Source organism: Blastococcus atacamensis, from assembly GCF_002938425.1.
In the GTDB taxonomy this organism is placed as follows: Bacteria; Actinomycetota; Actinomycetes; order Mycobacteriales; family Geodermatophilaceae; genus Blastococcus; species Blastococcus atacamensis.
Genome location: NZ_POQU01000039.1, coordinates 1 through 26,451, shown reverse-complemented (window position 1 = coordinate 26,451; position 26,451 = coordinate 1). Strand labels below are relative to the sequence as shown.

General features: G+C 73.2%; 31 protein-coding genes and 2 pseudogenes. 27 read left to right on the top strand and 6 right to left on the bottom strand.

All coding sequences use genetic code 11. The features are described 5' to 3' along the window. Window positions 1–102: 102 nt before the first annotated feature. The 15 genes from C5508_RS11025 (at window position 103) to C5508_RS20310 (ending at window position 12,669) form a co-directional block, all read left to right on the top strand. Entirely contained in the window at window positions 103–813 is a 711-nt protein-coding gene (locus C5508_RS11025; protein ID WP_104524991.1) for a LuxR C-terminal-related transcriptional regulator, read from the top strand. Window positions 814–926: 113 nt separating this feature from the next. Beyond that, on the top strand, window positions 927–1,697 hold the full coding sequence (locus C5508_RS11020) for a ribonuclease HII (protein WP_104524990.1): 771 nt from the start codon (window positions 927–929) through the stop codon (window positions 1,695–1,697). After that, window positions 1,694–2,014 carry a DUF2469 domain-containing protein gene (locus tag C5508_RS11015; protein ID WP_104524989.1) on the top strand — a complete coding sequence of 107 codons (321 nt, stop codon included), beginning with the start codon at window positions 1,694–1,696 and terminating at the stop codon, window positions 2,012–2,014. Before C5508_RS11020 ends, C5508_RS11015 begins: the two co-directional genes overlap by 4 nt. Window positions 2,015–2,018: 4 nt before the next feature. After that, a complete protein-coding gene (locus C5508_RS11010) occupies window positions 2,019–3,149 on the top strand; it encodes a hypothetical protein (RefSeq protein WP_104524988.1) in 1,131 nt (376 codons plus the stop codon). Between the two features lie 106 nt (window positions 3,150–3,255). Continuing rightward, window positions 3,256–3,558 carry a hypothetical protein gene (locus C5508_RS19925; protein ID WP_104524987.1) on the top strand — a complete coding sequence of 101 codons (303 nt, stop codon included), beginning with the start codon at window positions 3,256–3,258 and terminating at the stop codon, window positions 3,556–3,558. Further along, window positions 3,555–4,967, top strand: a complete 1,413-nt coding sequence (locus C5508_RS19920; RefSeq protein WP_104524986.1) for a WXG100 family type VII secretion target — start codon at window positions 3,555–3,557, stop codon at window positions 4,965–4,967. The genes C5508_RS19925 and C5508_RS19920 overlap by 4 nt, the downstream gene beginning before the upstream one ends. Then, the gene (locus tag C5508_RS10995; RefSeq protein ID WP_104524985.1) at window positions 4,964–5,572 is read left to right on the top strand and encodes a hypothetical protein; all 609 of its coding nucleotides are present in this window, start codon (window positions 4,964–4,966) and stop codon (window positions 5,570–5,572) included. The genes C5508_RS19920 and C5508_RS10995 overlap by 4 nt, the downstream gene beginning before the upstream one ends. Further along, window positions 5,557–6,297: a hypothetical protein gene (locus C5508_RS10990; RefSeq protein ID WP_104524984.1), complete on the top strand. Its 741-nt coding sequence runs from the start codon at window positions 5,557–5,559 to the stop codon at window positions 6,295–6,297. The genes C5508_RS10995 and C5508_RS10990 overlap by 16 nt, the downstream gene beginning before the upstream one ends. Next, window positions 6,240–6,599: a YraN family protein gene (locus tag C5508_RS10985; protein WP_104524983.1), complete on the top strand. Its 360-nt coding sequence runs from the start codon at window positions 6,240–6,242 to the stop codon at window positions 6,597–6,599. The genes C5508_RS10990 and C5508_RS10985 overlap by 58 nt, the downstream gene beginning before the upstream one ends. After that, entirely contained in the window at window positions 6,596–8,116 is a 1,521-nt protein-coding gene (locus tag C5508_RS10980) for a YifB family Mg chelatase-like AAA ATPase (protein ID WP_104524982.1), read from the top strand. Before C5508_RS10985 ends, C5508_RS10980 begins: the two co-directional genes overlap by 4 nt. Then, window positions 8,113–9,363, top strand: a complete 1,251-nt coding sequence (gene dprA, locus C5508_RS10975) for a DNA-processing protein DprA (RefSeq protein ID WP_104524981.1) — start codon at window positions 8,113–8,115, stop codon at window positions 9,361–9,363. The genes C5508_RS10980 and dprA overlap by 4 nt, the downstream gene beginning before the upstream one ends. A 31-nt stretch (window positions 9,364–9,394) precedes the next feature. Next, the gene (locus tag C5508_RS10970; RefSeq protein WP_198598022.1) at window positions 9,395–10,333 is read left to right on the top strand and encodes a tyrosine recombinase XerC; all 939 of its coding nucleotides are present in this window, start codon (window positions 9,395–9,397) and stop codon (window positions 10,331–10,333) included. Window positions 10,334–10,425: 92 nt separating this feature from the next. Next, window positions 10,426–11,226, top strand: coding sequence for an RNA polymerase sigma factor WhiG (gene whiG, locus C5508_RS10965; RefSeq protein WP_104524980.1), 801 nt, complete (start codon window positions 10,426–10,428; stop codon window positions 11,224–11,226). Between the two features lie 112 nt (window positions 11,227–11,338). Continuing rightward, window positions 11,339–11,824: a hypothetical protein gene (locus C5508_RS10960; protein WP_157944068.1), complete on the top strand. Its 486-nt coding sequence runs from the start codon at window positions 11,339–11,341 to the stop codon at window positions 11,822–11,824. A 68-nt stretch (window positions 11,825–11,892) separates the two neighbouring features. After that, window positions 11,893–12,669, top strand: a complete 777-nt coding sequence (locus C5508_RS20310) for a class I SAM-dependent methyltransferase (protein WP_104524978.1) — start codon at window positions 11,893–11,895, stop codon at window positions 12,667–12,669. Between the two features lie 61 nt (window positions 12,670–12,730). On the opposite strand, the pseudogene C5508_RS20495 reads toward C5508_RS20310, so the two are convergent. Together C5508_RS20495 and C5508_RS10945 are read right to left on the bottom strand one after the other, a co-directional pair. Next, window positions 12,731–13,045, bottom strand: a pseudogene (locus tag C5508_RS20495) (peptidoglycan DD-metalloendopeptidase family protein); the annotation flags it as partial. A 199-nt stretch (window positions 13,046–13,244) separates the two neighbouring features. Further along, window positions 13,245–14,369, bottom strand: a complete 1,125-nt coding sequence (locus C5508_RS10945) for a hypothetical protein (protein WP_104524977.1) — start codon at window positions 14,367–14,369, stop codon at window positions 13,245–13,247. Window positions 14,370–14,672: 303 nt separating this feature from the next. On the opposite strand from C5508_RS10945, the gene rpsB reads away from it, so the two are divergent. From rpsB to C5508_RS10920, 5 genes are all read left to right on the top strand, one after another. Further along, window positions 14,673–15,602, top strand: a complete 930-nt coding sequence (gene rpsB, locus C5508_RS10940; protein ID WP_104524976.1) for a 30S ribosomal protein S2 — start codon at window positions 14,673–14,675, stop codon at window positions 15,600–15,602. Window positions 15,603–15,687: 85 nt separating this feature from the next. Then, complete coding sequence (gene tsf / locus C5508_RS10935; protein WP_104524975.1) at window positions 15,688–16,503, top strand: translation elongation factor Ts; 816 nt, start codon at window positions 15,688–15,690, stop codon at window positions 16,501–16,503. A 154-nt stretch (window positions 16,504–16,657) separates the two neighbouring features. Beyond that, the gene (gene pyrH / locus C5508_RS10930) at window positions 16,658–17,434 is read left to right on the top strand and encodes a UMP kinase (RefSeq protein WP_269801779.1); all 777 of its coding nucleotides are present in this window, start codon (window positions 16,658–16,660) and stop codon (window positions 17,432–17,434) included. A gap of 68 nt (window positions 17,435–17,502) precedes the next feature. After that, window positions 17,503–18,060: a ribosome recycling factor gene (gene frr / locus C5508_RS10925; protein WP_104524974.1), complete on the top strand. Its 558-nt coding sequence runs from the start codon at window positions 17,503–17,505 to the stop codon at window positions 18,058–18,060. 23 nt (window positions 18,061–18,083) lie between these two features. Further along, complete coding sequence (locus tag C5508_RS10920) at window positions 18,084–19,166, top strand: phosphatidate cytidylyltransferase (protein WP_104524973.1); 1,083 nt, start codon at window positions 18,084–18,086, stop codon at window positions 19,164–19,166. A 25-nt stretch (window positions 19,167–19,191) separates the two neighbouring features. On the opposite strand, the gene C5508_RS10915 is transcribed toward C5508_RS10920, so the two are convergent. Then, a complete protein-coding gene (locus C5508_RS10915) occupies window positions 19,192–20,292 on the bottom strand; it encodes a GNAT family N-acetyltransferase (RefSeq protein WP_232797057.1) in 1,101 nt (366 codons plus the stop codon). Between the two features lie 34 nt (window positions 20,293–20,326). Here C5508_RS10915 and C5508_RS10910 point away from each other — a divergent pair. The 5 genes and pseudogenes from C5508_RS10910 to C5508_RS10890 all read left to right on the top strand — a co-directional run bounded on the left by C5508_RS10910 (window position 20,327) and on the right by C5508_RS10890 (window position 22,568). After that, window positions 20,327–21,054: pseudogene (locus C5508_RS10910) on the top strand (DUF2332 family protein). Next, complete coding sequence (locus C5508_RS10900; protein WP_104524969.1) at window positions 21,021–21,305, top strand: DUF2332 family protein; 285 nt, start codon at window positions 21,021–21,023, stop codon at window positions 21,303–21,305. Before C5508_RS10910 ends, C5508_RS10900 begins: the two are co-directional and overlap by 34 nt. After that, window positions 21,302–21,949 carry a TrmH family RNA methyltransferase gene (locus C5508_RS10895; RefSeq protein WP_104524968.1) on the top strand — a complete coding sequence of 216 codons (648 nt, stop codon included), beginning with the start codon at window positions 21,302–21,304 and terminating at the stop codon, window positions 21,947–21,949. Before C5508_RS10900 ends, C5508_RS10895 begins: the two co-directional genes overlap by 4 nt. Then, window positions 21,946–22,125 carry a hypothetical protein gene (locus C5508_RS19910; protein ID WP_198598020.1) on the top strand — a complete coding sequence of 60 codons (180 nt, stop codon included), beginning with the start codon at window positions 21,946–21,948 and terminating at the stop codon, window positions 22,123–22,125. Before C5508_RS10895 ends, C5508_RS19910 begins: the two co-directional genes overlap by 4 nt. Beyond that, window positions 22,122–22,568, top strand: a complete 447-nt coding sequence (locus C5508_RS10890; RefSeq protein WP_232797056.1) for a GyrI-like domain-containing protein — start codon at window positions 22,122–22,124, stop codon at window positions 22,566–22,568. Before C5508_RS19910 ends, C5508_RS10890 begins: the two co-directional genes overlap by 4 nt. Window positions 22,569–22,573: 5 nt before the next feature. Here C5508_RS10890 and C5508_RS10885 read toward each other — a convergent pair whose 3' ends face one another. The 3 genes from C5508_RS10885 to C5508_RS10875 are packed head-to-tail and all read right to left on the bottom strand — an operon-like array spanning window position 22,574 to window position 25,202. Then, a complete protein-coding gene (locus C5508_RS10885) occupies window positions 22,574–23,341 on the bottom strand; it encodes a polyphosphate kinase 2 family protein (RefSeq protein WP_104524967.1) in 768 nt (255 codons plus the stop codon). Then, window positions 23,338–24,069 (bottom strand): response regulator, encoded by a 732-nt coding sequence (locus C5508_RS10880; RefSeq protein WP_232797055.1) that lies wholly within the window; start codon window positions 24,067–24,069, stop codon window positions 23,338–23,340. The genes C5508_RS10885 and C5508_RS10880 overlap by 4 nt, the downstream gene beginning before the upstream one ends. Then, window positions 24,066–25,202 carry a sensor histidine kinase gene (locus tag C5508_RS10875; protein WP_157944067.1) on the bottom strand — a complete coding sequence of 379 codons (1,137 nt, stop codon included), beginning with the start codon at window positions 25,200–25,202 and terminating at the stop codon, window positions 24,066–24,068. The genes C5508_RS10880 and C5508_RS10875 overlap by 4 nt, the downstream gene beginning before the upstream one ends. Before the next feature lie 154 nt (window positions 25,203–25,356). Here C5508_RS10875 and C5508_RS10870 point away from each other — a divergent pair, with 154 nt between their 5' ends. Both C5508_RS10870 and C5508_RS10865 read left to right on the top strand, forming a co-directional pair. Then, window positions 25,357–25,755 (top strand): hypothetical protein, encoded by a 399-nt coding sequence (locus tag C5508_RS10870; protein ID WP_104524965.1) that lies wholly within the window; start codon window positions 25,357–25,359, stop codon window positions 25,753–25,755. Next, complete coding sequence (locus tag C5508_RS10865; RefSeq protein WP_104524964.1) at window positions 25,752–26,387, top strand: hypothetical protein; 636 nt, start codon at window positions 25,752–25,754, stop codon at window positions 26,385–26,387. The genes C5508_RS10870 and C5508_RS10865 overlap by 4 nt, the downstream gene beginning before the upstream one ends. The last annotated feature ends 64 nt before the right edge of the window (window positions 26,388–26,451 follow it).

The window sequence follows — 26,451 nt, the reverse complement described above, 5'->3', positions numbered from 1 at the left end:
GGAAAAAAATGCTGGGAAAGCATTCAAGCAACCGTTTCACCCTTCCGATGGATGCATTGCACGGTCCGGGAGAATGAAATGGAGTCAGTTGTGTCTGCACCTATGGCGAGCACCGCCCGCGGAGTCACCCGCGTGCTCCTCCTCGCCGACGCGCCCGTCCTGCGTCGGGGGCTGGTCAGCATGATCAACGAGACGGCCGGCATGCAGTCGGTCGGCACCCCTGGCGAACTGCGCCGCGCTCTCACGCTGGCCGAATCCGCCCGCCCCGACGCCGTCGTCGTCGAGCTGGGCCAGGGCCGTGCCGCGACCCTCAACGCCTGCCGCGACCTGCGTCGCCGGTTCCCCCGTGTGGCGATCGTCGCGCTGGCCACCTCGGAGGACCCGGCCGTGGTCAACGAGGCCCTGGCCGCCGGCATCCGCGGCTACCTGATGATCAACACCTCGCCGACGCTGCTCGGGTGGGCCATCCTGGCCGCCCGCGCCGGCCGCACCGTCGTCGACCCGCAGATCCGCCGCATCGAGCCCTCGGACGTGCCCGCCGCCAAGCCGTTCACCCCCGAGGTGCCGCTGACCCGCCGCGAGCAGGACGTCCTGGACGAGCTGCTGCAGGGTCAGTCCAACCGGACGATCGGCCGCAATCTCTTCATCAGCGAGGACACCGTCAAGAGCCACGTCAAGGCCATCCTGCGCAAGCTGGGTGCCCGCGACCGGGCGCACGCGGTCTCGCTGGTCCTGTCCTCGCGCAGCCCCGGCTGCACCTGTGGGGCGCACGCCCCGCAGGCGAGCGTCCCCGACGTGCCCGCCGACATCTGATCCGTCGGCAACCCCTTCTCCGGCACATGGGCCGGCCCCTCCCCAGGGGCCGGCCCGTCGTGCGTCCGGGGGACGGCGGCGGTGTCGCCGGGGCGTCGTAGTGTCGTGCCGCGATGGCTGTCCGACCCACCCACACCCGATCGGCACCGGTCCGGCGAACTCCCGCCGTCGACCGGCCCGACGCGCTCTGGGACATGGAGCGCACCCTGCGCCGCCGCGGTTTCGAGGCGATCGCCGGTGCCGACGAGGCCGGACGGGGGGCCTGCGCGGGACCGCTGGTGGCGGCTGCCTGCATCCTCCCGCCGGGCAAGCGGGGGAGGGTGCCGGGGCTGGCGGACTCCAAGCTGCTGACCGCGGCCACCCGCGAGCGCGTGTACGAGGAGATCGTGCAGCGCGCCGTCTCCTGGTCGGTCGTGGTGCTGCCGGTCGAGGACCTCGACGCCCGCGGCATGCACGTGACCAACATCGAGGCGCTGCGCCGTGCGGTCTCCACGCTGGACCCCGGACCCGACTACGTGCTCACCGACGGCTTCCCGGTGCCTGGCCTGGCGCGGCCCGGGCTGGCGGTGTGGAAGGGCGACCGCGTCGCCGCCTGCGTGGCCGCGGCGTCGGTGCTGGCCAAGGTCACCCGCGACCGGATGATGCTCGAGCTGCACGAGCGGTGGCCGGAGTACGACTTCGCGGTGCACAAGGGCTACATCACCGAGGCGCACACGGCTGCCCTGGAGCGCCACGGACCGTGCCCGCAGCACCGCATGCGCTTCGTCAACGTGCGGAGCGCGCGCGACTCGTACACAGCCCGGGTGACCGCTTCGGCCGGCATGGTCGATGATGGGGCCATGCGCCCTGAGTCCCGAGCCCTGACGAGCACCGAGGACCGATGAGCACCGAGGACCTCGAGAAGTACGAGACCGAGATGGAGCTGCAGCTCTATCGCGAGTACCGGGACATCGTCCGCCAGTTCACCTACGTGGTGGAGACCGAGCGGCGGTTCTACCTGGCCAACTCCGTCGACCTGCAGGTGCGGGAGGCGGGGGGAGAGGTCTACTTCGAGCTGAAGCTCTCCGACGCCTGGGTGTGGGACATGTACCGGCCCGCCCGCTTCGTCCGGAACGTGCGGGTGCTGACGTTCAAGGACGTCAACGTCGAAGAGCTCGACAAGCCCGACCTCGAGCTGCCCGAGAACCCCCGCCTCCCGTAGCTGGATGCTGTCCCACCCGCCCGGTCTCGTCGTCGAGCACGCACGGCCGTGGGCCTACTTCCCGGCCGACTGGGAGCAGCAGGGCTCGTGGCGCGACTTCACCCGTCACCTCGAGTACATCGGTATGCCCCGCTCTCGCGCGAGGGGGTTCACCGGCTCGTGGCTCCCTGTGCTGAGGGACACCATCGACGCCGGGTGCGTCGGTGTCTTCCTCCGCATGGACGGGGGACTTCCCGACCCGCCGGAGATGGCCGTGCGCCTCAGCCGGCACGAGCACGACCCGGCGCTGCCCGCGGCACAGGCCGTCGACGAGGTGCTGCGGGCCCACCTCCGGTCGGACGACCCGCGGCTGGCTCCTCCGCTGATCGAGCCGGTGCCGGGTTCCGGCGTCGGGGCGGTGCGGATGCGCCGGCAGGTGGGGCGCCGGCGCTGGGCGAGGGTGCAGGAACAGGTCCGGTGGTTCGTTCCCGTCGCGGGGGCGGTGTGGGTCCTCTCCACCTCGCTCACCGACTACCAGGGAGTCGTGGCGGCGAACCTGAGAACCATCGACGAGCTGGCGAACGGCATGCGCGCTCGGATGCCCGTGGTCGAGGGGCCGGTCGTCGTCCTCCGCCCGGGTGTTCCCGGGACGGATGCCGACCCTCACCGCTCCGCGCAGAACATGGCGCACTGCTCCCTCACGATCGACCGCGAGAAGCGCGAGGTCACCTGGGTGGAGGACGCCTTTCGGCGACGTCGCGTCCACTTGCCGCTGGGATCCGGTCCCGGTGAGGTCGCGGGGCTGCTGCGCGCGACGTTCCCGCCGATCAAGGCCGGATCTCCGCAGTTCCACGACAGCTGGCGGTTGATGCTCATCGATGCGGACGGCCGCGTGCTCGTCCGCAGTGCGCTGGAACCCCTGAGGTCGCTCGACACGATGTGGCCGGTGGAGTTGCTGGAGACCAGCGGCCTGCCCGTGTACGACCGGCGGTTCACGAGCACGCGGCAGATGGAGCAGGCGCACCCGGGGGCCGCGCCGATGTGGATCTTCACCGGCGGTCTGTGGATGCTGACGTTCTGGGCGCTGCTCGGCGCTGTCCTGCTGCTCGTGGTCGGCGGCCTTCTGGTCGGTGACCCCATCTGGTCGGACTGGTAGGGGCTGCTTCCGGCCGGCGTTGTCCACAAGCAACCGTCGCACCGCCGACTCGTCCTCGCGCGAACGATTACGTTCCGCGACGAACAGACGAGGAGGTGGTGCGGGCGTGGCGGACATCGTGGTCGATCTCCCCCTGCTCCGCGAGACCGCGGGTGGTCTCGGGATGCTGGTGCACGAGTTCCAGCGGTCGGCGGACATCGTCGAGGACGCGGAGCCAACCATCGGCCGGAACGCATTGCTGGACGAGGTGCGCGAGTTCGTCGACGAGTGGGCGTGCAACAGGGAGAAGCTGCTTCAGTCCCTGCAGGCGGTGTACGAGGCGGCGACGCAGAGCCACGACGCCTACGTGCAGGTGGACAACGAGCTCGCCCAGGCGATCCAGACCGCGACCGAGGGCTGTTCGCCGTGACCGTCACCCCGGTGGCGCCGGCATCCTTCGAGCCGCTGGACGACCGCAACGGTGTGCCGGGCGATCCTGAGGAGCTCGCCACCCTGGCCCGTCGCTACGCCGACACCGCGGCGGAGATCGAGGCCCAGGCAGCGAACCTGACGGCGCTCACGTCGCGGTCGCAGAAGGCGTGGAAGGGCGAGGCGGGCGACAACTTCGTCGAGGTCGCGGGCGATCTGGCCGAGCGAATCGGCCGTGCGCGAGGCCGCTACGAGGCTGCCGCCCGGGCGCTGGACTTCTTCGCCACGGCGCTGGAGGTCGTGCAGACCGAGGCCTACGACGCGGTCCGCCGGGCGCAAGCGGCCGAGGACTCGCAGCGAGCGCTGCGTAATGGCGCGCCGGTCGCGCCCCCTTCCGGCGCGACGCCCGAGCAACTCCTCGCTGCCGAGGACGAGCAGCAGACTCACCAGCTGGCGGTCTTCGCCGCGGATGACGCCCTGGCCGCCGCGCGCAGGGACTACTTCTTCGCGGTCGAGTCCTACGAGCGCGCCGCGAGGACCGCAGCGCACATGCTGAGCGCCGGGCGCATCGGGGACGAGCTGGTCGACGACTGGTGGGACCTGAACGCGGGATGGATCGATGCGCTTCTCGATGCCGTCTCGGTCGTTGCCCTGACCCTGGTCATCGTTGCCGTCGTGGTCGCCGTCGTCCTCGGCCCCGGCGTCGCGCTCGTCGGGACCCTCATGGTCACGAGCAGCGCCCTGAGCTTCGTGTCGGCGACCGTGCGCCTCGACATGTGGGCCAGCGGCAACGGTTCTTTCGAGGACGTGCTCTGGGACCTGGCGGGCGCGGCCACGCTCGGATTCGGCAAGGGCGTCGCAGTGGGCGCCCAGGGGATGCTGCGAGTGACGGAGCGCGTCGGAGGACGCGTCGGGGCGGCGCGCGGAGGCCGGCAGGCGTTCGCCGATGCCGGTCGCTCTCCGCTGCTGTTCGACCTCGGCCGGCTGCTAGGCGTTCGTTCTCTGCTCGAGCTGTCGCCGGGACTGCGGGTGACGTTCCAGGCCGCGGATGATGCGGGGAAGGCGGCTCGGGAGGGGGTGACGGCTGCGGCGGGCTCGTCCGGTACCGGCCTCACCCGCGCGGTGTCGTTCGCGGAGGACGGCATCGCGGACGCCCTGACAGCGATCCACCGGATCCGTCAGGCGGCCGGTGGAGGTGCGCAGCTCACAGCGTTGACCGCGCTGGCCGACTCGATGGTCGTGGGAGCGGTGACCGTTCCCAACGCCGTGATCAACGGCAGGACCGCCTGGGGTCTCCAGGACAGCGTCAGCGTGGATCCGTCGGCCGCGCTGGATCAGGCGGCCGCGGACAAGGCGAACCGGGAGGCCATCGTCGACCGGTGGTCCATGCCGCTGGGGCGTGTGTCGTGACGGCTCCGGTCGCCATGGTGACCGACTTCCGGATCCTGCTCCCCCCGGGATGGGCACGCATTCCTTTGGACTCGCGGGCACCGCTCCGGGTCAAGAACCTCGTCACCGAGCGCGTGGGCGCCGTGCCCGCGCCACAACGGGCCGAGCTGCGGGCCTGGCTGACCCGGGAGCTCACCGCGGCGCTGGAATCGGCGGCCCGTCAGGGCGGAATCGACGTCCTGCTGAGCGTCGATCCGGTCGCCGGCCGGCCTGTTCCGGCATCCGGACTGGTCACCCACGTACGAAGTCCGGGAGGCAGCAGCGCTCTGGAGGGGCTGCTCGGCAGTCTGAGGTCCAGCGGAAAGGGCGTCCGCGAGCTCGGACTGGTGGACGTCGCGGGTGCTCCGGCCGTCCGGCGGCTCTCGTCGCGGCAGGAAATGGTGCCCGACGCCAACGGTGTACGCAGTGGGGAGCTGACGGTGACCCAGGTCGACTACTTCGTCCCCGTACCGGGATCCGACGGGTGGCTGCTGCTCACCTTCACGACGCCCGTCGAGCACCTGGCTTCGCCGCTGGTGAAGCTCTTCGACGTCATCGGGGGGAGCCTGCGGTGGGTGCTGAGCTGACCGTGGGTCCGCCGGACATCGTCGTGGACTTCTCGGCCGCCTGGGTGCAGGTGGGCCCGGACGACGACCTCGCGGGCTGGGCCTCCGCGGCGGCCCAGCGCATCTGGGCGCTGGGCGGGGGGCCGCCCTCCCGGCTCGACGCGGAGATCCTGGCGGCCGAGTTCACGGTGCTGGCGAAGGTGGCCTTCGCGGTGCCCAGCTTCGGCGCCCTGGTGTTCTGCCCGGAGCCGTCGCGGGGTCCTCGGGCCTGCGTCCGCCTGATGGGGCTGCGCTACTCGCCGGGGATCGAGGAGTCATCCATCGTCGAGGAGTTCCTGCTCCCTGCCGAACAGCAGCTGCTGCCGCCGGAGGTGGAGCAGTCGACCGACGCCGGCCTGCGACGGATCCGCATACGGCAGCGGGCCTGGTCGGCCGACACGGGGAGGGTGGCGGACCACATCGCCTACCTCTTCCCCTGCGACGAGGGCGCCTGGGCGCTGACCACGTCGCTACCCGATCCGCACGAGGCCGAGCTGATGCTCGCCGATCTGGACCAGCTGGCGGCAAGCGTGCAGCTCCAGGGCTGCGCCGTGACCGGACCCGTCGCTCGTCCTCCACAGGACCCGTCGCCGTCCACAGAAGCCCGCGGCCCCTTCGCCGTCGTCCTTCCCGACGGCATGGTCGAGGGGTGCCTCCTACCTCCGAGCTCGGCGCCCGCGGCGAAGCGATCGCCGTCGCCTACCTGACCGACACGGGACTCCGCGTCCTCGACCGCAACTGGCGCTGCCGCGAGGGCGAGCTCGACCTCGTCGCGCGCGAGGGCGAGGCCCTCGTCTTCTGCGAGGTGAAGGCCCGCCGGGGCACCGGGTACGGGCATCCGGTCGAGGCGGTCACGCACACCAAGCAGCGCCGCATCCGGGTGCTGGCGCAGCGCTGGCTCGCCGCCCACGACGAGCACGCGCGTGACGTCCGTTTCGACGTCGTCGGTGTACTGGTGCGGTCCGAGGGTCCCGCGCTGGTCACGCACCTCCGCGGGGCGTTCTCGTGACGCTGGCCCGCACCTGGTCGGTGGGGCTCGCCGGGGTCCGCGGCGCGATGGTCGAGGTCGAGGTGGACATCGCCGCCGGGCTCCCCGGCGTCGCCCTCGTGGGGCTGCCCGATGCGGTCGTACGGCAGTCGGTCGACCGGGTGCGCGCCGCGATCGCCAACGCGAAGGGGGAGTTCCCGGCCCGCCGGATCACCATCGGGCTGTCGCCGGCGTCGATGCCCAAGCAGGGGAGTGGCTTCGACCTGGCCCTGGCTGCCGCGGTGCTCGCCGCGTCGGGCACGGTGCCCCGGCAGGCGGTGGACCGCCTCGTGCTGCTCGGTGAGCTCGGGCTCGACGGCTCCGTGCGGGCCATCCGCGGAGTCCTGCCGGCCGTACTGGCCGCGGCGCGGGCGGGGCACGACCACGTCGTCGTCCCGGCGGCCAACGCTGCCGAGGCCGCGCTCGTCGACCGGATCGACGTCCTGGCCGTCGAGACGCTCACCCAGCTCGTCGAGCACCTGAAGGGCATCACCCGGCTGGAACCGCAGGTGCGGGGCGCGGTGCCGCCGGCACCGCCGTCGCCCGATCTGGGTGACGTCGTCGGTCAGGCGGCGGGGCGGCGCGCGGTCGAGGTGGCCGCGGCGGGTGGCCACCACCTGTACCTTGCGGGGCCGCCCGGGGCGGGCAAGACGATGCTCGCCGAGCGGCTGCCCGGGCTGCTGCCCGCGCTCGACGAGCAGTCCGCGCTCGAGGTGACCGCCATCCATTCGATCGCCGGAATCCTGCCTTCGGATGCCCCGCTGATCACCCGGCCCACGTTCGAGGCGCCGCACCACTCCGCCACCATGGCGGCGCTCATCGGAGGTGGTTCCGGCTCGATCCGGCCGGGTGCCCTGTGCCGGGCGCATCGCGGCGTCCTCTTCATGGACGAGGCGCCGGAGTTCCCTCGGGCGGTGCTCGACACGCTGCGCCAGCCGCTCGAGCGGGGTCAGGTGACCATCCAGCGGGCAGCCGGCGCGGCGACGTTCCCCTGCCGGGCCCAGCTCGTCCTGGCCGCGAACCCGTGCCCCTGCGCGACGGCGGTGGGTGACACCGCCTGCACCTGCAGCCCGCTGGAACGACGGCGCTACCAGGCGCGGCTGTCCGGGCCGCTGCTCGACCGCGTCGACCTTCGGGTCGAACTGCCACCGGTCACCCGGGCGGCATGGCTCGACGGGCTGCCGGCACCGGAGTCCACCGCCGTCGTCGCCGCGCGAGTCGCCGGGGCACGAGCCGCAGCGGGGGAGCGGCTGGCCGGCACCGGGCTCGGCCTCAACAGCGAGGTGCCCGGGCGCATGCTGCGCGAGCGGTTCGCCGTTCCGAGGGCGTCGCTGCGGCTGGCCGAGCGGGCGCTGGAGCGGGGTGCGATTTCCGTGCGCGGCTTCGACCGCGTCATGCGGGTGGCGTGGACGTTGAGCGATCTGGCGGGTCGCACGGTGCCGGGCTCCGACGAGGTGGCCGAGGCCCTCGGCATGCGACTCCAACGGGCAGCGGCATGAGCACCATCGAGGAGGCGCTGGAGGAGGCGGCCGCCGGGTCCGCCACCCCGGAATTCGTGGACGCCGGGGTCCGCCGCGCGCGGGCCTGGCTCAGTCGCGCGGTGGAGCCGGGCACCGTCGACCTCTGGCGCTACGTCGAGGACGTCGGACCGGTCGATGCCGTGCGCCGGCTGCGGTCGGGCACCGCTCCGGCAGGGATCCGGTCGCTGGCCGGACCGCGGGTGGAGCAGGACGAATCCTTGATCGACCTGCGACGGGCCGAGCGGTGCGGCGCCCGCCTGGTCGTGCCGGAGGACGACGAGTGGCCCGCTCTGCCGCTGCACGCCCTGACGGTGGCCGCGGTGCAGGAACCGGCTGACCGCAAGGACCAGACCGAACGGACGCAGGCGCTGGTCCCGCCGATGGCGCTGTGGGTCCGCGGGAACGTGTGCCTCGACCAGGTGATCGACCGATCGGTGGGGGTGGTGGGCTCGCGCGCCTCCACGGCCTACGGCGAGCACGTGGCCGGCGAACTGGGTCACCAGCTCGGTGAGCGGGGCTGGACCGTCGTCTCCGGTGGTGCCTTCGGGATCGACGGCGCGGCGCACCGTGGGGCGCTGGCCGCCGGTGCGCCGACGGTGGCGGTCCTCTCCTGCGGCGTCGACCGGCCGTACCCGGCCGGCAACGGCGCGCTCTTCCACCGGATCGCCGAGACCGGGCTGCTGGTGAGCGAATGGCCCCCAGGGTGTGCTCCGCTCAAGCACCGCTTCCTCGTCCGCAACCGGCTGATCGCGGCGCTGACCCGCGGCACGGTCGTCGTGGAGGCGGCGGCCCGGTCGGGAGCGCAGGCCACGGCGAACCGTGCCCAGAAGCTCGGCCGGCCGGTGCTGGTGGTTCCCGGACCGGTGACCAGCGCGCTGTCGGTCGGCTGCCACGAGCTGCTGCGCGACGAGGCGTTCGGCGCCACGCTCGTGACGTCGGCGGCGCAGGTCATCGAGGCCGTGGGCAGCATCGGCAGCGATCTGGCGGATCCCGTCGCACGGTCGAGCTCCCCGCGGGACGGGCTCTCCGACCTCGCCGTCCGGGTCCTCGACGCGTGCCCCGTGCGCATCGGGGTCGCCCCCGAACGCCTGGCCGCCATCGCCGGCTGCGACGTGCTGGACGTCCTGCGCGTGCTCCCGGCGCTGGAGCTGGCCGACCTCGTCCAGTGGACGGGCACCGGCTGGCGGCTCGCACCGCCGCCGACCCCTTCCGGCGCGGCGTCTTGACCAGCGCGACGCGCCGACGGACCGTGCCCCCGTGGCCACCCCCAGCACCGCCGACGTCCGCGCCGGGCTGCCGCCCGCGCTGGCCGAGGCACTGGCCGGCTACGAGGAGCACCTGTCCGCCCAGCGGGACCTGTCGGAGAACACGGTCCGCGGGTACGTCGGCGACGCGGTGCGGATGCTCGACCACCTCGCCCGCCGCGGCGGGCAGCAGCCGCACGACCTCGACCTCGCCGCCCTCCGCAGCTGGCTGGCCCAGGGCCGCACGCGCGGGCACAGCCGCTCGACGACCGCCCGCAACGCCGCGAGCGCGCGCTCCTTCACGGCCTGGCTCCGCCGCGCCGAGCTGCTGCCCGAGGACGTCGGCCAGCGGCTGGTCAGCCCGCGAGCCCGCCGCACGCTGCCCGACGTCCTCGCGCCCGCCCAGGCCCGCGAACTGGTGGAGTCCACTGCCGGGGCCGAGGAGCCGGCTGGCCTGCGTGACGCCGTCGTCCTGGAGCTCCTGTACGCCAGCGGGATCCGCGTCAGCGAGCTCGTCGGGCTGGACATCGACGACGTGGACCGCGGCCGGCGGCTGCTGCGGGTCCTCGGCAAGGGGAACAAGGAGCGCAGCGTCCCCTACGGCGTCCCGGCCGAGCGCGCACTGGATGCCTGGCTGACCCGGGGCCGCCCGGCGCTCGCCACGCCCGACTCCGGGCCGGCGCTGCTGCTGGGCCTGCGTGGTCGCCGGCTCGACGCACGCGAGGCCCGGCGCACCGTGCACGCGGCCACCGCGCGGGTGCCCGGCGCTCCCGACATCGGCCCGCACGGCCTGCGGCACTCCGCGGCGACCCACGTGCTGGAGGGCGGCGCGGACCTGCGGTCCGTACAGGAACTGCTGGGCCACGCTAGCCTCGCGACGACGCAGATCTACACGCACGTGACGGTCGAACGGCTCCGTGCGGTCCACGCCCAGGCGCACCCCCGTGCCTGAGGGCGGTGGCCGTGCCCGGCGCCGCGCATCGGCAGTCAGGACCACGCGGGACCACGGATGGGGAACCCGCAGCACGACCGAGGAGCGCGACCGTGTCTGAGGCAACGATCCGCCGGCTCGACGAGTCCGGCGAGGACACCGACGCCATGCTGGCCGAGCTGTGGGCCCGGTACGTCGAGGGCCGCGACTCGGCCCTCCGCGACCGGCTGATCCTGCACTATGCGCCGCTGGTGAAGTACGTCGCCGGCCGGGTCGGCAGCGGTCTGCCCGCGCACGTAGAGCAGGCGGACCTCATCTCCTACGGCACGTTCGGCCTCATCGACGCGATCACCCGCTACGAGCCCACCCGCGAGGTGAAGTTCGAGAGCTACGCGATGTCGCGCATCCGCGGCGCGATCATCGACGAGCTGCGCAACACCGACTGGATCCCGCGGTCGGTGCGGGTCAAGGCGCGCCTGTTCGAGCGCACCGTCGCCGAGCTCGAGGCCAAGTACCGGCGGACGCCCACCGACGAGGAGGTCGCCGATGCCATGGAGATGGACGTCGACGACATCCGCAAGTTCCTCGGCCAGCTCTCCCTGGTCAACGTCGTCGCCCTCGACGAGCTGCTCACCGACGACGACGGCGGCGCCCCCCGCCTCGGTGACACTCTGCAGGACACCACCGCCCTGGACCCGCAGGCCATGGCCGAGCACGGCGAGGCCCGCCAGCTGCTCGCCCGGGCCGTCGAGCAGCTCCCCGAGCGGGAGAAGGTCGTCGTCTCCCTCTACTACTTCGAGGGCCTCACCCTGGCCGACATCGGCCGCGTCCTCGGCGTCACCGAGAGCCGAATCTGCCAGCTGCACACCAAGGCCGTGCTGCACCTGCGCACCAAGCTCGCCGACATCGCCTGACTCCTCCTGCGGCTAGTCCCGGCGGGCGGTCACCGAGGGATCGACTCGTGACCCCTGTGCGCCTGCACGGGTGCCAGAGGGCGGTGACCGACGACGGAGACGGGAGCACGCGATGCGCCGCTCGAGAAGGGCTGGAGCCCTCGCGCTCCTTGTCCTGGCCTCCTCGGTGGCCTGCTCGTCCGACCCGGTCGACCGCGTACCTCCGGTGGCCGGGACGGGCGACGACGACCTGGCCGACCACGTCATCGAGGCCCCGGGCGGCGGTCCGACGGCGCTCCCCGACGGAACGCCCCTGTTCCGCGAGGCGCCACCGGTCGCCTGGGCCGATGGCGGTGAGCACCTGGCGGTCATCATCGGGGGCAGTTCGAGCTGCCCGCGAGGGCCCGGCTCCCTCGAGGTCACCGAGCCGCAGCGTCTGGTGATCGACGTGGTGGAGCTGCGCCCCGGTCAGGAAGCGTGCAGCGCGGACGATTCGCCGTACGTGACGATCGTCGAGGCGCCTGACGGACTGGATGCGACTCGTCCGGTGACGGCGGTGCTCGACTGGGGTTCGGCCTCGTCCGACGACACCACGGTGACGCTCGCGCCGCTGGACTGAGCACTGGCCCGGCGGATGCGGAACGGTCTAGGTTCACCTCGACCGCTCGGTGATCTGCGGAGGTGCGTGTGGCCATCGACTTCCACGACGTCCGGAATCGCACGAGCTACTGGGGCAGACCGGCCGACCCGTCGTGGGAAGCGGCGATCCGCGAGCTGGTGGACCCGGTCGGTGCCGTGGTCGTGGACGTCGGCTGCGGCGGTGGGATCTACACCCGCGCCTGGCACGACCTCGGCGCCGCGATGGTGCTCGGCGTCGACGTCAGCGAGCCGATCTTGGCGGCCGCCCGCGCCGAGCACGGCCAGCTCGCGGGTGTGGACTTCCGGCAGGGGGACGCCGCCGCCACCGGGCTGGCCGAGGGCTGCGCCGACATCGTGTTCGAGCGGGCGCTGGTGCACCACACGCCCGACCTCGCCGCGATCGCTGCCGAGGCGTTCCGGGTGGTGCGGCCGGGCGGCACCTACCTGATCCAGGACCGGAGCGCTGACGACACCGCCCAACCGGCCTCGCCCACCCATCCACGAGGGTGGTTCTTCGAGGTGTCCCCGCGCCTGGTCGAGGTCGAGAACCGGCGGCGACCCGACCCGGCCGTGCTGATCAACACCCTCACCGCCGCCGGCTTCGACGAGGTCACCACGACGACGCTGTGGGAGGTGCGCCGGAGGTACGCCGACCGCGAGGACTACCTGGCCGAGATCGCCGCCCGCACCGGCCGCTCGATCCTGCACGAGCTCGACGACGACGAGCTCGCGGAGCTGGTGGAGCAACTACGGGCACGTCTGCCGCACGGGCCGCTCGAGGAGACCGACCGGTGGACGATCTGGCGGGCGACCCGACCGGCCTGAGGTCGCCCACCGGCAGCAGCCGCACCCGGGGCGGGCGCAGGAGCGTCAGCGGATCCCGGTAGGTCTCGCCTCGGCGCAGCCCCCAGTGCAGGCAGGCAGCGGCCGGGCAGCCCCCGTGCCCTGGACCGAGCGTTCCCAGGGGCGATCCCCGCAGGATCCGTTGACCCGCGCCCACCGTCGGGGTCACCGGCTCGTACGTCGTCCGCAATCCGTCGGCGTGGTCGACGCTCACCACCGGCCGGCCGGCGACCATCCCCGCGAACACCACGACGCCGTCGCCCGCCGCCAGCACCGGCACCTCGGGGACGGCGGCCAAGTCCGCACCCCGGTGCCCCGGCCCGTACGCATGCGGCGGCGCCTCGAACGGGCGGGTCACGGCGAGCTCGCCGGCCAGCGGAGCGGTCCACGGCGGCCCCGGCGGGGGAGTGGCCCCGGCGGAGGGCGCCACGCCGACGAGCAGCAGGAGGGCGAGGAGGAACGCGCGGAAGGCCACGGGCCGATGCTCGCCCCGCGAGCAGGCCAGAGCGTCGGCGGCCGAGGATCTGTGGAGGACCCAGGATCTGTGGAGAACGTGGTCAGCGCGACGCCGGATCGGTCGCCTCGATCACCGCCGCCCGCCGGTCCGGGGTCAGGGCCGCCACGGCGGTGCGCATCAGATCGGTGCGGGAGGCCACGGTGCCGTCGTCCTCGCCCGCCTCCAGCACGATCAGGAAGCGGCCGTCGAGAGCCGCGGCCCCGTAGGACTGGCGGAACACCGCGAGCCACCCCTCGGGCAGTGGCTCGCCGCCCTCGGCCTCGACCTCGGCCACCATCTGCGCCCGCGCGGCGTCGGGGTCGGCGTCACCTGACAGCTCGGAGACGGTCAGGAACACCCGGGATCCCGCGGGGACTCCGGGAGCGGGGGCCGTGAGCAGCAGAGCGCGCCACCCACGATCCATGGGCTCTCCGCCGGTGAGCTCGTCCGCCAGCATGGACGGCTCCAGCGCCGCCATCCCCTCCAGCTCCACGGTGCTCACCTGCTGCTCCAGCGGGGCGCCGGCCAGCGCGGGGACGGAAACGACGACCGGATCGAGCGTCGGGTGGAGGGGGTCGCCGGCGTCCCGACCGACCGCCACCATGCCTGCCAGGAGCGCCACGGGAACGGCGGCGGTGACGACGAGACGCACCACGAGGGGGGCCCACCCCTGCGGCTCCGCCGGCGGGGGGCCGAGGTCGGGCCGGCCCCGACGGAGGTCGCGGCCCTGCCGGACGCCCCGCAGCACCTGGGTGGCGAACCAGCCGACGGCCAGCAGCAGGAAGCCGCCCCAGGTGCAGTAGACGAACACCGGGACGAGGTCGCGCACGGCCGAGCCGACGTCGCCCCGACCCGGCGGCGGGGCGAGCAGCACCATGGTGGCCGCGCAGCCCCAGAGCAGCCCGCGCAGCCAGGACGGATACGGCAGCCCCCGTGCGAGCCGCCGCTCGCCGGCCAGCGTCGCGACCGCCATTCCCAGTGGCAGCACCGCCGCGCCCAGGACCTCGCGCGGGCCCGACGGCATCAGGTGGGCGAGCCCCCACGCGAGCTCCGGGACGCCGGCGAGGACGACGTGCCCGATCACCACGGCCGCCACCAGCCCGAGCACGAGTGCTGCCGACCGCCGCTGCTCCGCCTCGGGGGACAGCGGCTCCGACGGACCCGGCGCCTTCGTCTGGAGGGTCATGGGGGAGCGCTCCTCGTCGATCGGGGGACCGGCTGGTTCCGGAGGAGGAGGGTGCCACGTCGGAGGGTGCCGACCGGCGGGCCGAGCGCAACCTGTGGACGCGTATGCTTCCCGGTGCGGCCCGTCTCGGCGGGTCGACTTCGCGTGTCCTCTTCCCGCCGATCGGCGGGGCAGTCGTCACCTCGGTCCCGGCTCAGCCGGGTGAGTGGCGCCGCAGGACGCCAGGGCGTGCACCACCCGGTGCCCGCGACAACCGTAGAAGCGCGCGGCCCCGCCGCGCGCTGACAGCAGAGAGGCTGCGATATGGCAGTCGTCAGCATGAAGCAGCTGCTCGACAGCGGCGTCCACTTCGGGCACCAGACCCGTCGCTGGAACCCGAAGATGAAGCGCTTCATCTTCACCGAGCGCAACGGCATCTACATCATCGACCTGCAGCAGACGCTCGGGTACATCGACAACGCCTACGAGTTCGTCAAGCAGACGGTCGCCCACGGCGGCTCGATCCTGTTCGTCGGCACCAAGCGTCAGGCGCAGGAGGTCGTGGCCGAGCAGGCCACGCGCGTCGGGATGCCCTACGTCAACCAGCGCTGGCTGGGCGGGATGCTCACCAACTTCCAGACGGTCTTCAAGCGCCTCGAGCGCCTCAAGGAGATCGAGGACATGGAGCAGACCGGCGTGCTGGTCTCCCTGTCCAAGAAGGAGCAGCTCGTCCTCAGCCGCGAGAAGGCCAAGCTCGACCGGTCCCTCGGCGGTATCCGCGACATGAAGAAGGTGCCCAGCGCCATCTGGATCGTGGACACCAAGAAGGAGCACATCGCCGTCGGCGAGGCGCGGAAGCTCAACATCCCGGTCGTCGCGATCCTCGACACCAACTGCGACCCCGACGAGGTCGACTACAAGATCCCGGGCAACGACGACGCGATCCGCAGCATCACGGTGCTGACCCGCGTGGTCGCCGATGCCGTCGCCGAGGGCCTCATGGCCCGCTCGGCCGCGCAGGCCAACGCCGGTCGCGAGGACGGCGGCGAGCCGGCCGTGGCCGCCGGCGAGCCGCTGGCCGACTGGGAGCGCGAGCTGCTGACCGGTGGCACCGCCGCCGACCAGCCCGCCACCCCGCTGCCCGAGACCCCGGCCGAGGCCCCCACGGTCACCGCCGAGGAGATCGCGCCGGTCGAGGGCGTGCCCGCCACCGGCAGCCCCGACACCGGTACCCAGGGCGCCCAGAACGGCTGAGACCTTGGCGCCGCCCTGTCCGCGGGGCGGCGCCGAGGCGCGCCTCCACCACTGCTCGCACCACCCAGACCATTGAGGAAGTGACATGGCTGAGTTCACCGCGGCCGACGTCAAGCGTCTGCGCGACGCCACCGGCGCCGGGATGATGGACTGCAAGAAGGCCCTGACCGAGGCCGACGGCGACTACGACAAGGCCGTCGAGTTCCTGCGCGTCAAGGGCGCCAAGGACGTCGGCAAGCGCCTCGAGCGCTCGACGACCAACGGCATCGTCGTCAGCAAGGACGGCGCGCTGCTCGAGCTCGACTGCGAGACCGACTTCGTCGCCAAGAACGCCGACTTCATCGCGCTGGCCGAGCGTCTGCTCGAGATCGGCGTGACCAACAAGGCCACCGACGCCGAGTCCCTGCTGGGCAGCGACGTCGACGGTCAGACCGTGGCCGCGCTCGTCGAGGGCGAGTCCGCCCGCATCGGCGAGAAGCTGGTGCTGAGCCGGTTCGCCGCGTTCGAGGGCAGCACCGCCACCTACCTGCACAAGCGGGCCACCGACCTGCCCCCAGCGATCGGTGTCGCGGTGCAGTACAGCGGCGGTTCCGAGGACGCCGCACGCAGCCTGGCGATGCACATCGCCGCTGCCCGTCCGCGCTTCCTCACCCGCGACGAGGTCCCGGCCGAGACGGTCGAGACCGAGCGCCGCGTGGCCGAGCAGACCGCGAAGGAGGAGGGCAAGCCCGAGCAGGCGATCGTCAAGATCGTCGAGGGCCGGGTCAACGCCTTCTACAAGGACTTCGTCCTGCTCGAGCAGCCGTCGATCACCGAGCCCAAGCGCACGGTGAAGCAGATCGTCGACGAGGCCGGCATGACCGTCGAGCGGTTCGCCCGCTTCGAGGTCGGCCAGGCCTGAACCACCTGGTAATGACGACCGGCCCCGTTCCCTCGCAGGGACGGGGCCGGTCGCACGTCCGGGCCCGGTCGCACCCGGCATCTCGGCAGGAGTCGGGTCGGCCGATGCGGCAGGATCACACCAGCGATTCACCACCGAGACCCAGGGACGTCCCTTGACCGACACCACCGCACCCTTGTCCGCTCCCAGTGCCTTCGAGCCGGCCGACGGGCACGGCTACAAGCGCGTGCTGCTGAAGCTCTCCGGCGAGGCGTTCGGCGGCGGCAGTGTCGGTGTGGACTCCGGCATCGTGCACAGCATCGCCCAGCAGCTTGCCGAGGTCGTGCACGGTGGTACCCAGGTCGCCGTCGTCGTCGGTGGCGGCAACTTCTTCCGCGGGGCCGAGCTCGCGCAGGCCGGCATGGACCGCCGGCACGCCGACTACATGGGCATGCTGGGCACGGTCATGAACGCGCTGGCATTGCAGGCTTTCTGCGAGCAGGTCGGCCTGGAGACCCGGGTCCAGACGGCCATCGAGATGGGCCAGGTCGCGGAGCCCTACATCCCGCGCAAGGCGGTCCGGCACCTGGAGAAGGGCCGGCTGGTCATCTTCGGCGCGGGTGCCGGCATGCCGTACTTCTCCACGGACACCGTCGCTGCCCAGCGCGCGCTGGAGATCGGCTGCCAGGTGCTGCTGATGGCCAAGAACGGCGTCGACGGCGTCTACGACGACGACCCGCGCACCAACCCCGACGCCGTCATGTACGAGGACCTGGACTACGCGAAGGTCCTGGCCGACGAGCTGAAGGTGGCCGACGCGACGGCGATCAGCCTGTCGATGGAGAACCGCATGCCGATCGTCGTGTTCAACCTGCTGACGGACGGCAACATCGCGCGAGCGGCATCAGGTGAGAAGATCGGCACCCTGATCAGCCAGTCCGCCGAGTCCTGACCGGCCGGTCGGCCCACGAACCGAGACAGACGACGGCGGAGGTCCCGCCGCCGATGGAGGGAAGACCCGTGATCGACGACACCCTGCTCGATGCCGAGGAGCGGATGGACAAGGCCCTGTCCGTCGCCCGCGAGGACCTCGGCTCGGTGCGCACCGGCCGCGCGGCGCCCTCGATGTTCAGCAAGATCATGGTCGACTACTACGGGGCCTACACCCCGGTGCCGCAGATGGCCTCGATCACCGTCCCCGAGGCGCGCATGGCGGTCATCAAGCCCTACGACATGGGCCAGCTGACGGCCATCGAGCGGGCCATCCGCGACAGCGACCTCGGCGTGAACCCGACCAACGACGGCCAGATCCTCCGTGTGGTGTTCCCGCAGCTCACCGAGGAGCGCCGTCGGGACCTGGTCAAGCAGGCCCGCAGCAAGGGCGAGGACGCCAAGGTCGCGATCCGCAACATCCGCCGCCGCGCCAAGGAGGAGCTGGATCGCATCGCCAAGGACGGCGAGGCCGGTGAGGACGACGTGCGCCGCGCGGAGAAGGAGCTCGACGACCTCACCTCCCAGCACGTCGCACAGATCGACGAGGCGATGAAGAACAAGGAGACCGAGCTGCTCGAGGTCTGACCTCGCACTCGGCTGCCACGTCCATGACGCCTCCCTCCGCCGACCGCCCGGGCTCAGTCCGCCCGGGCGCCGAGCCGTTCCCGCGGCTCGGCGCCCGCCGGGCTCGGGCGGCCGGCGACGACACCGGACCGGTGCGGGCGTCCCGTCCGGTGCCGCCGTTGCCGGGCCGCGCGCCGGTGCCGGTGCCCGACGAGACCGCGGCGCTCCCGCAGGTGGGCGTTCCCGGCGGCGACCCGACGTCGGAGGCGCTGCCGCCGGCGGAGGACATCGAATCGCTGCCGACCACGGAGAAGCCGGTCGGACGGGCCGGGCGCAACCTGCGGGCCGCCATCGGTGTCGGCGTGAGCCTGGTGGCCGTCATCCTGGCCTCCCTGCTCGTGTGGCGCCCCGCTTTCCTCGCCGTGCTGGGGGCGGCGATCCTCGTCGCGGTGGTGGAGCTCGTCCGGGCGCTGCGGAAGGGCGGTCGCGCCGCGCCGATGGTGCCGCTGCTGGTCGGGGCCTGCGCGATGCAGGCGCTGGCCTGGACCCGCGGCCCGACGGGCCTGATCACCGGGTTCTTCCTGACCGCCCTCGCCGTCCTGCTGTGGCGGCTGGCCGCGGGACCGGCCGGATACCGCCGGGACGCCGCCGCCGGGATCCTCGTCGCCCTCTACGTCCCGCTCCTGGCCGGCTTCGCCGTCCTGCTGCTCGTGCCCGAGGACGGCGCGACGCGGGTGCTGGTGTTCATCGCCACCGTCGTGGCCAGCGACGTGGGCGGGTACGCGGCGGGCGTCCTGTTCGGGAAGCACCCGATGGCGCCGTCGATCAGCCCGAAGAAGTCGTGGGAAGGCATGGTCGGCTCGGTCCTGACCTGCATGCTGATGGCCACGCCGATCATCGTCTTCGCGCTGGACGGCCCCTGGTGGGGCGGCCTGGTCTTCGGCGCCGCCCTCGCCGTGTCCGCGACCGTCGGCGACCTCGCCGAGTCGCTGATCAAGCGTGACCTGGGCATCAAGGACATGGGCGACCTGCTGCCCGGGCACGGCGGGATCATGGACCGGCTGGACTCGCTGCTGCCGTCGGCGGCCGCGGCCTACCTGCTGCTGTCGGTCCTCGCCCCGGTCTGAGCGAGGGTCGTACCCTCGCGGGCCTTCACCGCTCCGCGCTCCACATGGTGCCGACCGGTCGGAAACCGCGTCGCGCGTACCAGTGCTGCGGCCAGTCGTCGGCGGTCGCCTCGAGGACGACGAGGTCGCAGCCGGCCTCGTCCGCGAGCCGCAGGGCCCGGCGCAGCAGGGCGTCCGCGTGCCCCCGGCCCCGGGCGGCCGGCGCGGTCAGCACCGAGTCCACCGCCGCGGTGGCGCCGTCGACCCGCAGCTGGGCCGACGCCACGACCTCCCCGTCCTCCCGGACCACCAGATCGGTCACCGCCACGACCCGGTCGTTGAGGTGCTCGCGGCCGACGAGTTCGCGCACCACCCGGTCGAGGTCGCGGCCCACGTGCGCCAACCGCTCGAGCCAGGACCGCTCCCAGAAGCCGTGCACCTCCCGCTGGTCGACGACCGACACCCGCTCGTCGCCGGGAGGCGCGGGTTCGCCGGCGCGCGCCATCAGCACCAGTTCCTCGGTCTCCCAGCCGCGCTCGCGCAGCGCCGCCGCGGTGTCCTCCGCCCCGGCCCAGGCCAGCAGCACCGCGCGGTGCGGCCAGCCGGCGTTGCCGCCCACCTGCTCGGCGGCGGCGTCGACCGTGGCGGCGTCCACCGGCTCGGCGAGAACCAGCCGGTTGTTGTCGCGGGAGTACGGGAAGTCGGGGTCGAGCACGGCCACGCCACCGGGGACGTCGCCCACCCCGACGGCGCGTCGGATGGGCAGCGAGGTGAGGAACGCGCGAGCGCGCGCCTCGGAGTCGCCGGGGGAGGGCAGCGGGGGCAGCGGCCGGCGGTAGGGCACCACGGCGACGACGGCGCTCGTCGGCAGCGGACCGTAGAGGTGCCGGAACAACATCCCGGCGGGGTCCTCGAGGCGACCGGGCTCGAACCGCACGGGGTCGGGCAGCCGGGCGGGGTCGACGACCAGCAGCGCCACGTCCCGCCGACCGGGGAACAGTGCCTGCGCCGGCAGGTGCACCTGGTCCGGTGTCGACAGGTGCACGAACCCGACGTCGGTCAGCGAGGTTGGCCGAACCGCGCCTGCGCGCAGGGCCTCGCGCCATGCCGACGGCTCGACCAGGTGGAGGAGGACGTCGGGCTGCACCCCGTGATCCTGCACGCTCTGCGATCCTGCCGGCATGAGCGACGAGGACCTCGACCGGATCGCCCGCGGCTACCGCGAGTTCGTGGCCGAGGCGGAGCCCACCTCCCCGCTGTACGCCGAGCTGGCCGCGCACGTCGCCGCGTCCGGACCCGTGCTGGAGTTCCTCGCCGCGCTGCCGACCGGCAAGCGGCAGCCCAATCTGCTCTTCGCAGCCCTGCAGTTCCTGGGCGGAGCGCCCGCCGACGGCGCCGAACTCGAGCGCCGCATCACCGAGGACGGTGACCGGGTGCGCGAGACCGTCCTCGCCCGCGCCACCCAGACCAACGAGCCGGCCCGCTGCGGCGCCCTGCTCCCGGTCCTCGCGCAGCTCGACGGCCCGCTGACGCTGATCGAGGTCGGCGCCTCCGCGGGCCTCTGCCTCTACCCCGACCGCTACGGCTACGACTACGACTACGACGGGGTGCGGGTCGGCCGTCGGACTCGCTCGGCATCCGGGTCGAGACCTCCGGGGCCGTGCCGGTGCCCAGCGCGATGCCGCAGGTGGCAGCCCGCGTCGGCATCGACCTGAACCCGCTCGACCCCCGGGACCCCGATGACCGGGAGTGGCTGCGGGCGCTGGTCTGGCCCGGCCCGGTGGCGCAGTTCGGCCCCGTCCCGGGGCCCGCCCCGAGCGTGCGAGGGGTGGGGAGGACGGGGTCCTTCCACTGGTCGACCGGCTCCTCGACGCGATGGAGCTCGCGTCTCCCGGCAGCACGGTCGTGATGCACACGGCGGTGCTGCCCTACGTGCCCGGCGACGTCCGGGCGCGGTTCGCCGAGGCGGTCGCCGACCTGCCGGTGCGCTGGCTCGCCCAGGAGCCGCCCGGCGCCGTGCCCGGGACCGGTGAGCGCCCGGTCGACGGATGGGGCACGGAGTTCGTCGTCTCCCTGGACCGCCGGCCGCTGGCCCGGTCGGCGCCGCACGGCGGTCGGCTGGAGTGGCTCGACGGCGAACTGGAACCATCCGGGGCGTGAGCGACGACGTCCTGGCCGGCCCCACCGACTGGGGGACGACGGTCGGCGTCGGTCCGTGGGAGGGGCCGTGGCCGGAGGACCCGCGGTACGACCCGCAACTGCTGGCCGAGGGGGATCGGCGCAACGTCGTCGACCGCTACCGCTACTGGACCGTCGAGGCGATCGTCGCCGACCTCGACCGGCGCCGGCACCCGTTCCACGTCGCCATCGAGAACTTCGGGCACGACCTCAACATCGGTACGGTGGTGCGCACGGCCAACGCGTTCCTCGCCGCCGAGGTGCACGTGGTCGGCCGCCGCCGCTGGAACCGGCGCGGGGCCATGGTCACCGACCGGTACCAGCACCTGCGCCACCACGACGACGTCGGCGGGCTCCTGGCGTTCGCCGCCGAGCAGGGCCTCGCGGTGGTCGCGGTGGACAACGGCCCGGGCGCGGTGCCGATCGAGACCGTGCGGCTGCCCGAGCGCTGCGTGCTGCTGTTCGGTCAGGAGGGCCCCGGGCTGACCCCCGAGGCCCGCGACGGCGCCGCGATGACCGTCTCGATCGCCCAGTTCGGCTCCACCCGCTCCATCAACGCCGGGGTGGCCGCGGGCATCGCCATGCACGCCTGGGTCCGCGAGCACGCCGTCGTCGGCCGGCCATGACGGCCAAGGTCGACCTCAAGCGCTCGCTGGACGCCTACCGGGCGGCCCGGGGGTCCTTCCGCGTCGTCGACGTGCCGGAGCTGCAGTACCTGATGGTCGACGGCAGCGGGGGCCCCAACACCTCGCCGGCCTTCGCCGAGGCGGTCGAGTCGCTCACCCCGTCGCCTACGGGATGAAGTTCGCCAGCAAGACGGAGCTGGGTCGCGACTACGTGGTGCCGCCGCTGGAAGGACTGTGGTGGGCCGAGGACATGGAGTCGTTCACGACGGCGCGGGACGAGTCCAGGTGGAACTGGACCCTGATGCTCCTGGTCCCGCCGTGGATCGACCGGAGCATGTTCCTCGCCGCGCTCGAACAGGCCGCGCGGAAGCGACCCGCACGTCTGGACAACGTGCGCATGGAGCGCCTCGCCGAAGGCCGGTGCGTGCAGACGCTGCACGTCGGGTCCTTCGACGACGAGACCGAGGTGCTCGCGCGGCTGCACGACGTCGTGATCCCCGGGCACGGGTTCCGCATGGTCGGGAAGCACCACGAGATCTACCTCAGCGACGTCCGCCGGACCGCACCCGCGAAGCAGCGCACCGTTCTCCGGCAGCCGGTCGCCCCGGCGCAGCGGTAGGCGGTTCAGTTCGTCAGCGGCGGGTCGGGATCGATGCCCCGGGCGTGCAGTGCCCGCTCGATCGCCTCGCAGACCGTGCGGACCACCGCCACCCGGGCCCAGCGCTTGTCGTCCGCCGGGATCACGTGCCAGGGGGCGACCTCGGTGTGCGTGTGCTCCAGCATGTCCTCGACGGCGGTCTCGTACTCCGCCCGCTTCTCCCGGTTGCGCCAGTCCTCGTCGGTGAGCTTCCAGGCCTTGTACGGGTCGGCGCGGCGCTTCTCGAACCGGTGCAGCTGCTCCTCGGGGGAGACGTGCAGCCAGAACTTCACCAGGATCGTGCCCTCGGCGGCCAGCGACGTCTCCAGGTCCACGATCTCCCCGTACGCACGCCGCCAGGCCTCCTCGGTCGCGAAGCCCTCCACCCGCTCGACGAGCACCCGGCCGTACCAGGTTCGGTCCAGCACGCTCATCCCTCCCCAGCCCGGCAGCACCGGCCAGAACCGCCACAGGAAGTGGTGCCGCTTCTCGTCATGCGTGGGGGCGGAGAACTGGGCCACGCGCACGTGCCGCGAATCGAGCTCGCCGACGAGGCGCTGGATCGCGCCGCCCTTGCCCGACGCGTCCCAGCCCTCGAAGAGCACGAGCAGCGGCGGGCCGAGCTCCCCGGGACCGATCTGGCCACCGAGGAGCAGTCGCAGGTGGACCAGCCGCGCCTGGGCCTCCTTCAGCTGCTTCTTGCCGTCCTTCTTCGACAGGGAGGGGGACAGGTCCACGTCGGCGAGCCGGCTCATGGCGGCAGCCTGGCAGAGGCATGCGGGTCGCGCCCAGAAGGGGGTGGGCCGGTCCAGCCGGACCGGACCAATCCGCACTCGTGTGCGAGCACGATGGCCTGGGCGCGGTCGCGCAGGTCCAGCTTCGCCAGGATGTGCCGTACGTGGCTCTTCACCGTGGCCATCGAGACGACGAGGTGCTCGGCGATCTCGGCGTTGGAACGCCCGGCGCCGACGAGGGCCAGGACCTCCTGCTCGCGCTCGCTGAGCGGCGTCAGCCGGTCGACCGCCGGCCGGGCGGGCGGCCGGCTCACGTAGGAGGCCACCAGCCGCGCGGCCACCGCCGGCGCCATCGGCATCTCACCGGCCGCCGCCGCGCGCACCGCCGCGACCAGGCGATCGGCACCGGCGTCCTTGAGCAGGTAACCGGACGCCCCGGCTCGCAGCGCGAGGTAGGCGTGCTCCTCGCCCTCGAAGGTGGTGAGTACGACGACCCGCGTGCGGCCGCCCCTGTCCACGATGCGCCGGGTCGCCTCGACGCCGTCCACGCCGGGCATCCGCAGGTCCATCAGGACGACGTCCGGCTGCCGGTCCCCGACCACGGCCACCCCCTCGGCGCCGTCCGCCGCCTCGCCCACGACCGCGACACCGGAGAGCTCGAGGACCAGCCGCAACCCGTCGCGGACCATCGCCTGGTCGTCGACGAGGACCACGGAGACCGGCGGCTCGTCCGCCGTCCGGGCGGTCACGAACGTCCCGCCACGGTCAGGGGCAGCCGCGCGGCGACCGCGAAGCCGTCGGCCGTCGGCCCGGCCTGGAGCGTTCCGCCGTGCATGCCCACGCGCTCCCGCATGCCGATGAGCCCGTGTCCGCCGCCTGGGCTCCGGGCGAGCCGGCCGCCACTGTCGACGACCTCCACGCAGAGGTGGTCGCCGGCGTCCTCGACCCGGACCTGGACCGAGGCGCCGGGCGCGTGCTTCCGGGTGTTGGTGAGCCCCTCCTGCACGACCCGGTACACCGTCAGCTGGAGGCTCGGCGGCGGCGGAGTGGCCGGCAATCGCATCGCCAGGTCGATTTCGGCGCCGGCGAGGCGGGCGCGCTCCACCAACCCGCCGAGGTCGGCAAGGCCGGGTTGCGGGTGCAGCGCCTCGTGGTCGTCCGGCCCCCGCAGCAGGGCAACCACGCGGCGCATCTCGTCGAGGGTCTCGCCGGCCGCCCGGCGGATCGCCGCCACGGGCGCCGCCGCCAGTTTCGGAGCGCGGCTCAGCGCCGCGGCGGCGGCATCGGCCTGCACGGCGATGACGCTGACCTCGTGGCCGATGACGTCGTGCAGCTCGCGGGCGATGCGGGCACGCTCCTCGGCGACGGCGGCGAGCTCGGCTGCGGCCCGTCCCCGCACCAACTCGGCGGTGAGCTCCCGGAGCTGCGCGTTCTGCGCCCGCTGGTGAGCCACCAGCCGGCCGGCCAGCACGGGGCCGGCGACGACCAGGACCGCACCGATGGCTGCCGGTGGAGCCTCCGGACCCGCGAGGGTCATCACCACGCCGACCACTGAGGCGAGCGAGGCCACGGCGACCACCCGCCGGAGGGCGGGTTCGAGAAGACCGAACGAGTAGAAGACCAGCCCGGCCAGGACGAAGCCGAGCAGCAGGAACCCGTGGGTCGGCACCAGCCACATCGCCGTCGTCGCCAGCGCCGCGCTGGTCGGGACGACCCGCCGGTACGCGACGGGCAGGGTCGAACCCACGGCGACCAGCGCGGAAACCGCCGGATGTGCGATGGGCCAGACGGCTACCTGCGCCAGCGAGAGCACGAGCGAGCCCGCCGCCAGGGCGGCGTCCGTCCTCGGCGGACGCCAGCGGACGGGTAGCGACCGGGTCACGTGCGAAGCCTAGGTCGATCAGCGGCCGAATCCATCAGCCCGTGGGCTGACCGGCGGAGCCGCCCTCGGGGCGATGCGGCCGGGCCGCCGATCTCCCTAGCGTGCGCCGTGCCGGTCGATCGCACCGGGCCGCTCGATACCGCAGGAGGACGACATGACCACCGACGTGCCACCCGCCCTCGGCCGCAGGGCGCTGCTGCGCGGTACCCAGGTGCTGCTGGGCCTGTTCGGCGCGGTCAAGCTCTACGGCACCGCCTACTTCACCTTCTTCGCCACCGCCGAGCAGGGCGGCGACCTGCAGGGCCTCGGTGACTGGACGGTCGCAGCGTGGTCGGCCGCGCTGGCCGTCGCCTTCCTCTTCGCGGCCTTCCGGCTGGGCAGCGACCGGCGGGTCCTGCCGGCGCTGGCCGGCCTGATCGCCCTCGACCTGGTGTTCGGTGTCGTGAAGTTCGCCGTCTACGACGAGCAGGAGTCGGTCGGGTTCATGGCCGTCGGCGCGGTGCTGATCGTGCTGCTGGCGCTGAGCCGCCCGGCCGTGAGGGGGCGGGCGTGATCCGCCGGGTCCTCAACCGCGCACCGGAGCTCGGCTACCGCCTGGGCGTGGCCGCGGCGGCGGGGTTCACTGTCCTCTCGGCGGAGTCGGTGATCCGGCCCGGTCCGCAGAACTACCGCGACGTCCTATGGCTGGTGCCAGGTCTCCTCACCATGGGCACCTTCGCCTGCGTGCACCGGGCGCACGCAGGCGGCGCCGGGCGGTGGGAGCGCGTCAGCTACGGGGTGGCGCAGGTGGCGCTGGTCCTCACCATGACGGCGACAGCCGCCTGGGGGTTGGGCTTCGACGGCCTGGCCTTTCTGGGGTTCCCGCTGGGCGCGCTGGCCTGGATGGCGGGCCTGATCTCGTGGGGGAGCGCGCTGATCCGCGCCGGGGTGCTGCCCGCCTCCGCCGGCTGGTCGCTGATCCTGCTGGAACCAGGCTCCATCGCCGCCGGGGTGGCGCTCTCGCCCATCGCCGGGCTGGCCGACCACGGCGGCTACTCGGGAGCCCTGGCCAAGGCGGTCGCGCTGGCCGCGGTGTCCGTGGCCCTCCGCAGGTGGGCCGCGGCAGCTCCCGGCCCGGGAGCGGACGGTGACGCGGCAGCGGTTCCCGCGGGGACGGGCGGGCAGCGCGGGAGCCGGATGGGGTGAGGTCGGTCTCGGGCGGCACCGGGAACGGTGAGGGAGTGGGACCATGGAGCACGCCATGACTGCC

What these genes read in the sequence shown, in the direction of transcription:
- C5508_RS11025 (WP_104524991.1), top strand. Translation starts at nt 103, where the DNA reads ATGGCGAGCACCGCCCGCGGAGTCACCCGCGTGCTCCTCCTCGCCGAC.
- C5508_RS11020 (WP_104524990.1), top strand. Translation starts at nt 927, where the DNA reads ATGGCTGTCCGACCCACCCACACCCGATCGGCACCGGTCCGGCGAACT.
- C5508_RS11015 (WP_104524989.1), top strand. Translation starts at nt 1,694, where the DNA reads ATGAGCACCGAGGACCTCGAGAAGTACGAGACCGAGATGGAGCTGCAG.
- C5508_RS11010 (WP_104524988.1), top strand. Translation starts at nt 2,019, where the DNA reads ATGCTGTCCCACCCGCCCGGTCTCGTCGTCGAGCACGCACGGCCGTGG.
- dprA (WP_104524981.1), top strand. Translation starts at nt 8,113, where the DNA reads ATGAGCACCATCGAGGAGGCGCTGGAGGAGGCGGCCGCCGGGTCCGCC.
- C5508_RS10960 (WP_157944068.1), top strand. Translation starts at nt 11,339, where the DNA reads ATGCGCCGCTCGAGAAGGGCTGGAGCCCTCGCGCTCCTTGTCCTGGCC.
- C5508_RS10945 (WP_104524977.1), bottom strand. Translation starts at nt 14,369, where the DNA reads ATGACCCTCCAGACGAAGGCGCCGGGTCCGTCGGAGCCGCTGTCCCCC.
- rpsB (WP_104524976.1), top strand. Translation starts at nt 14,673, where the DNA reads ATGGCAGTCGTCAGCATGAAGCAGCTGCTCGACAGCGGCGTCCACTTC.
- tsf (WP_104524975.1), top strand. Translation starts at nt 15,688, where the DNA reads ATGGCTGAGTTCACCGCGGCCGACGTCAAGCGTCTGCGCGACGCCACC.
- C5508_RS10920 (WP_104524973.1), top strand. Translation starts at nt 18,084, where the DNA reads ATGACGCCTCCCTCCGCCGACCGCCCGGGCTCAGTCCGCCCGGGCGCC.
- C5508_RS10900 (WP_104524969.1), top strand. Translation starts at nt 21,021, where the DNA reads ATGGAGCTCGCGTCTCCCGGCAGCACGGTCGTGATGCACACGGCGGTG.
- C5508_RS19910 (WP_198598020.1), top strand. Translation starts at nt 21,946, where the DNA reads ATGACGGCCAAGGTCGACCTCAAGCGCTCGCTGGACGCCTACCGGGCG.
- C5508_RS10890 (WP_232797056.1), top strand. Translation starts at nt 22,122, where the DNA reads ATGAAGTTCGCCAGCAAGACGGAGCTGGGTCGCGACTACGTGGTGCCG.
- C5508_RS10885 (WP_104524967.1), bottom strand. Translation starts at nt 23,341, where the DNA reads ATGAGCCGGCTCGCCGACGTGGACCTGTCCCCCTCCCTGTCGAAGAAG.
- C5508_RS10870 (WP_104524965.1), top strand. Translation starts at nt 25,357, where the DNA reads ATGACCACCGACGTGCCACCCGCCCTCGGCCGCAGGGCGCTGCTGCGC.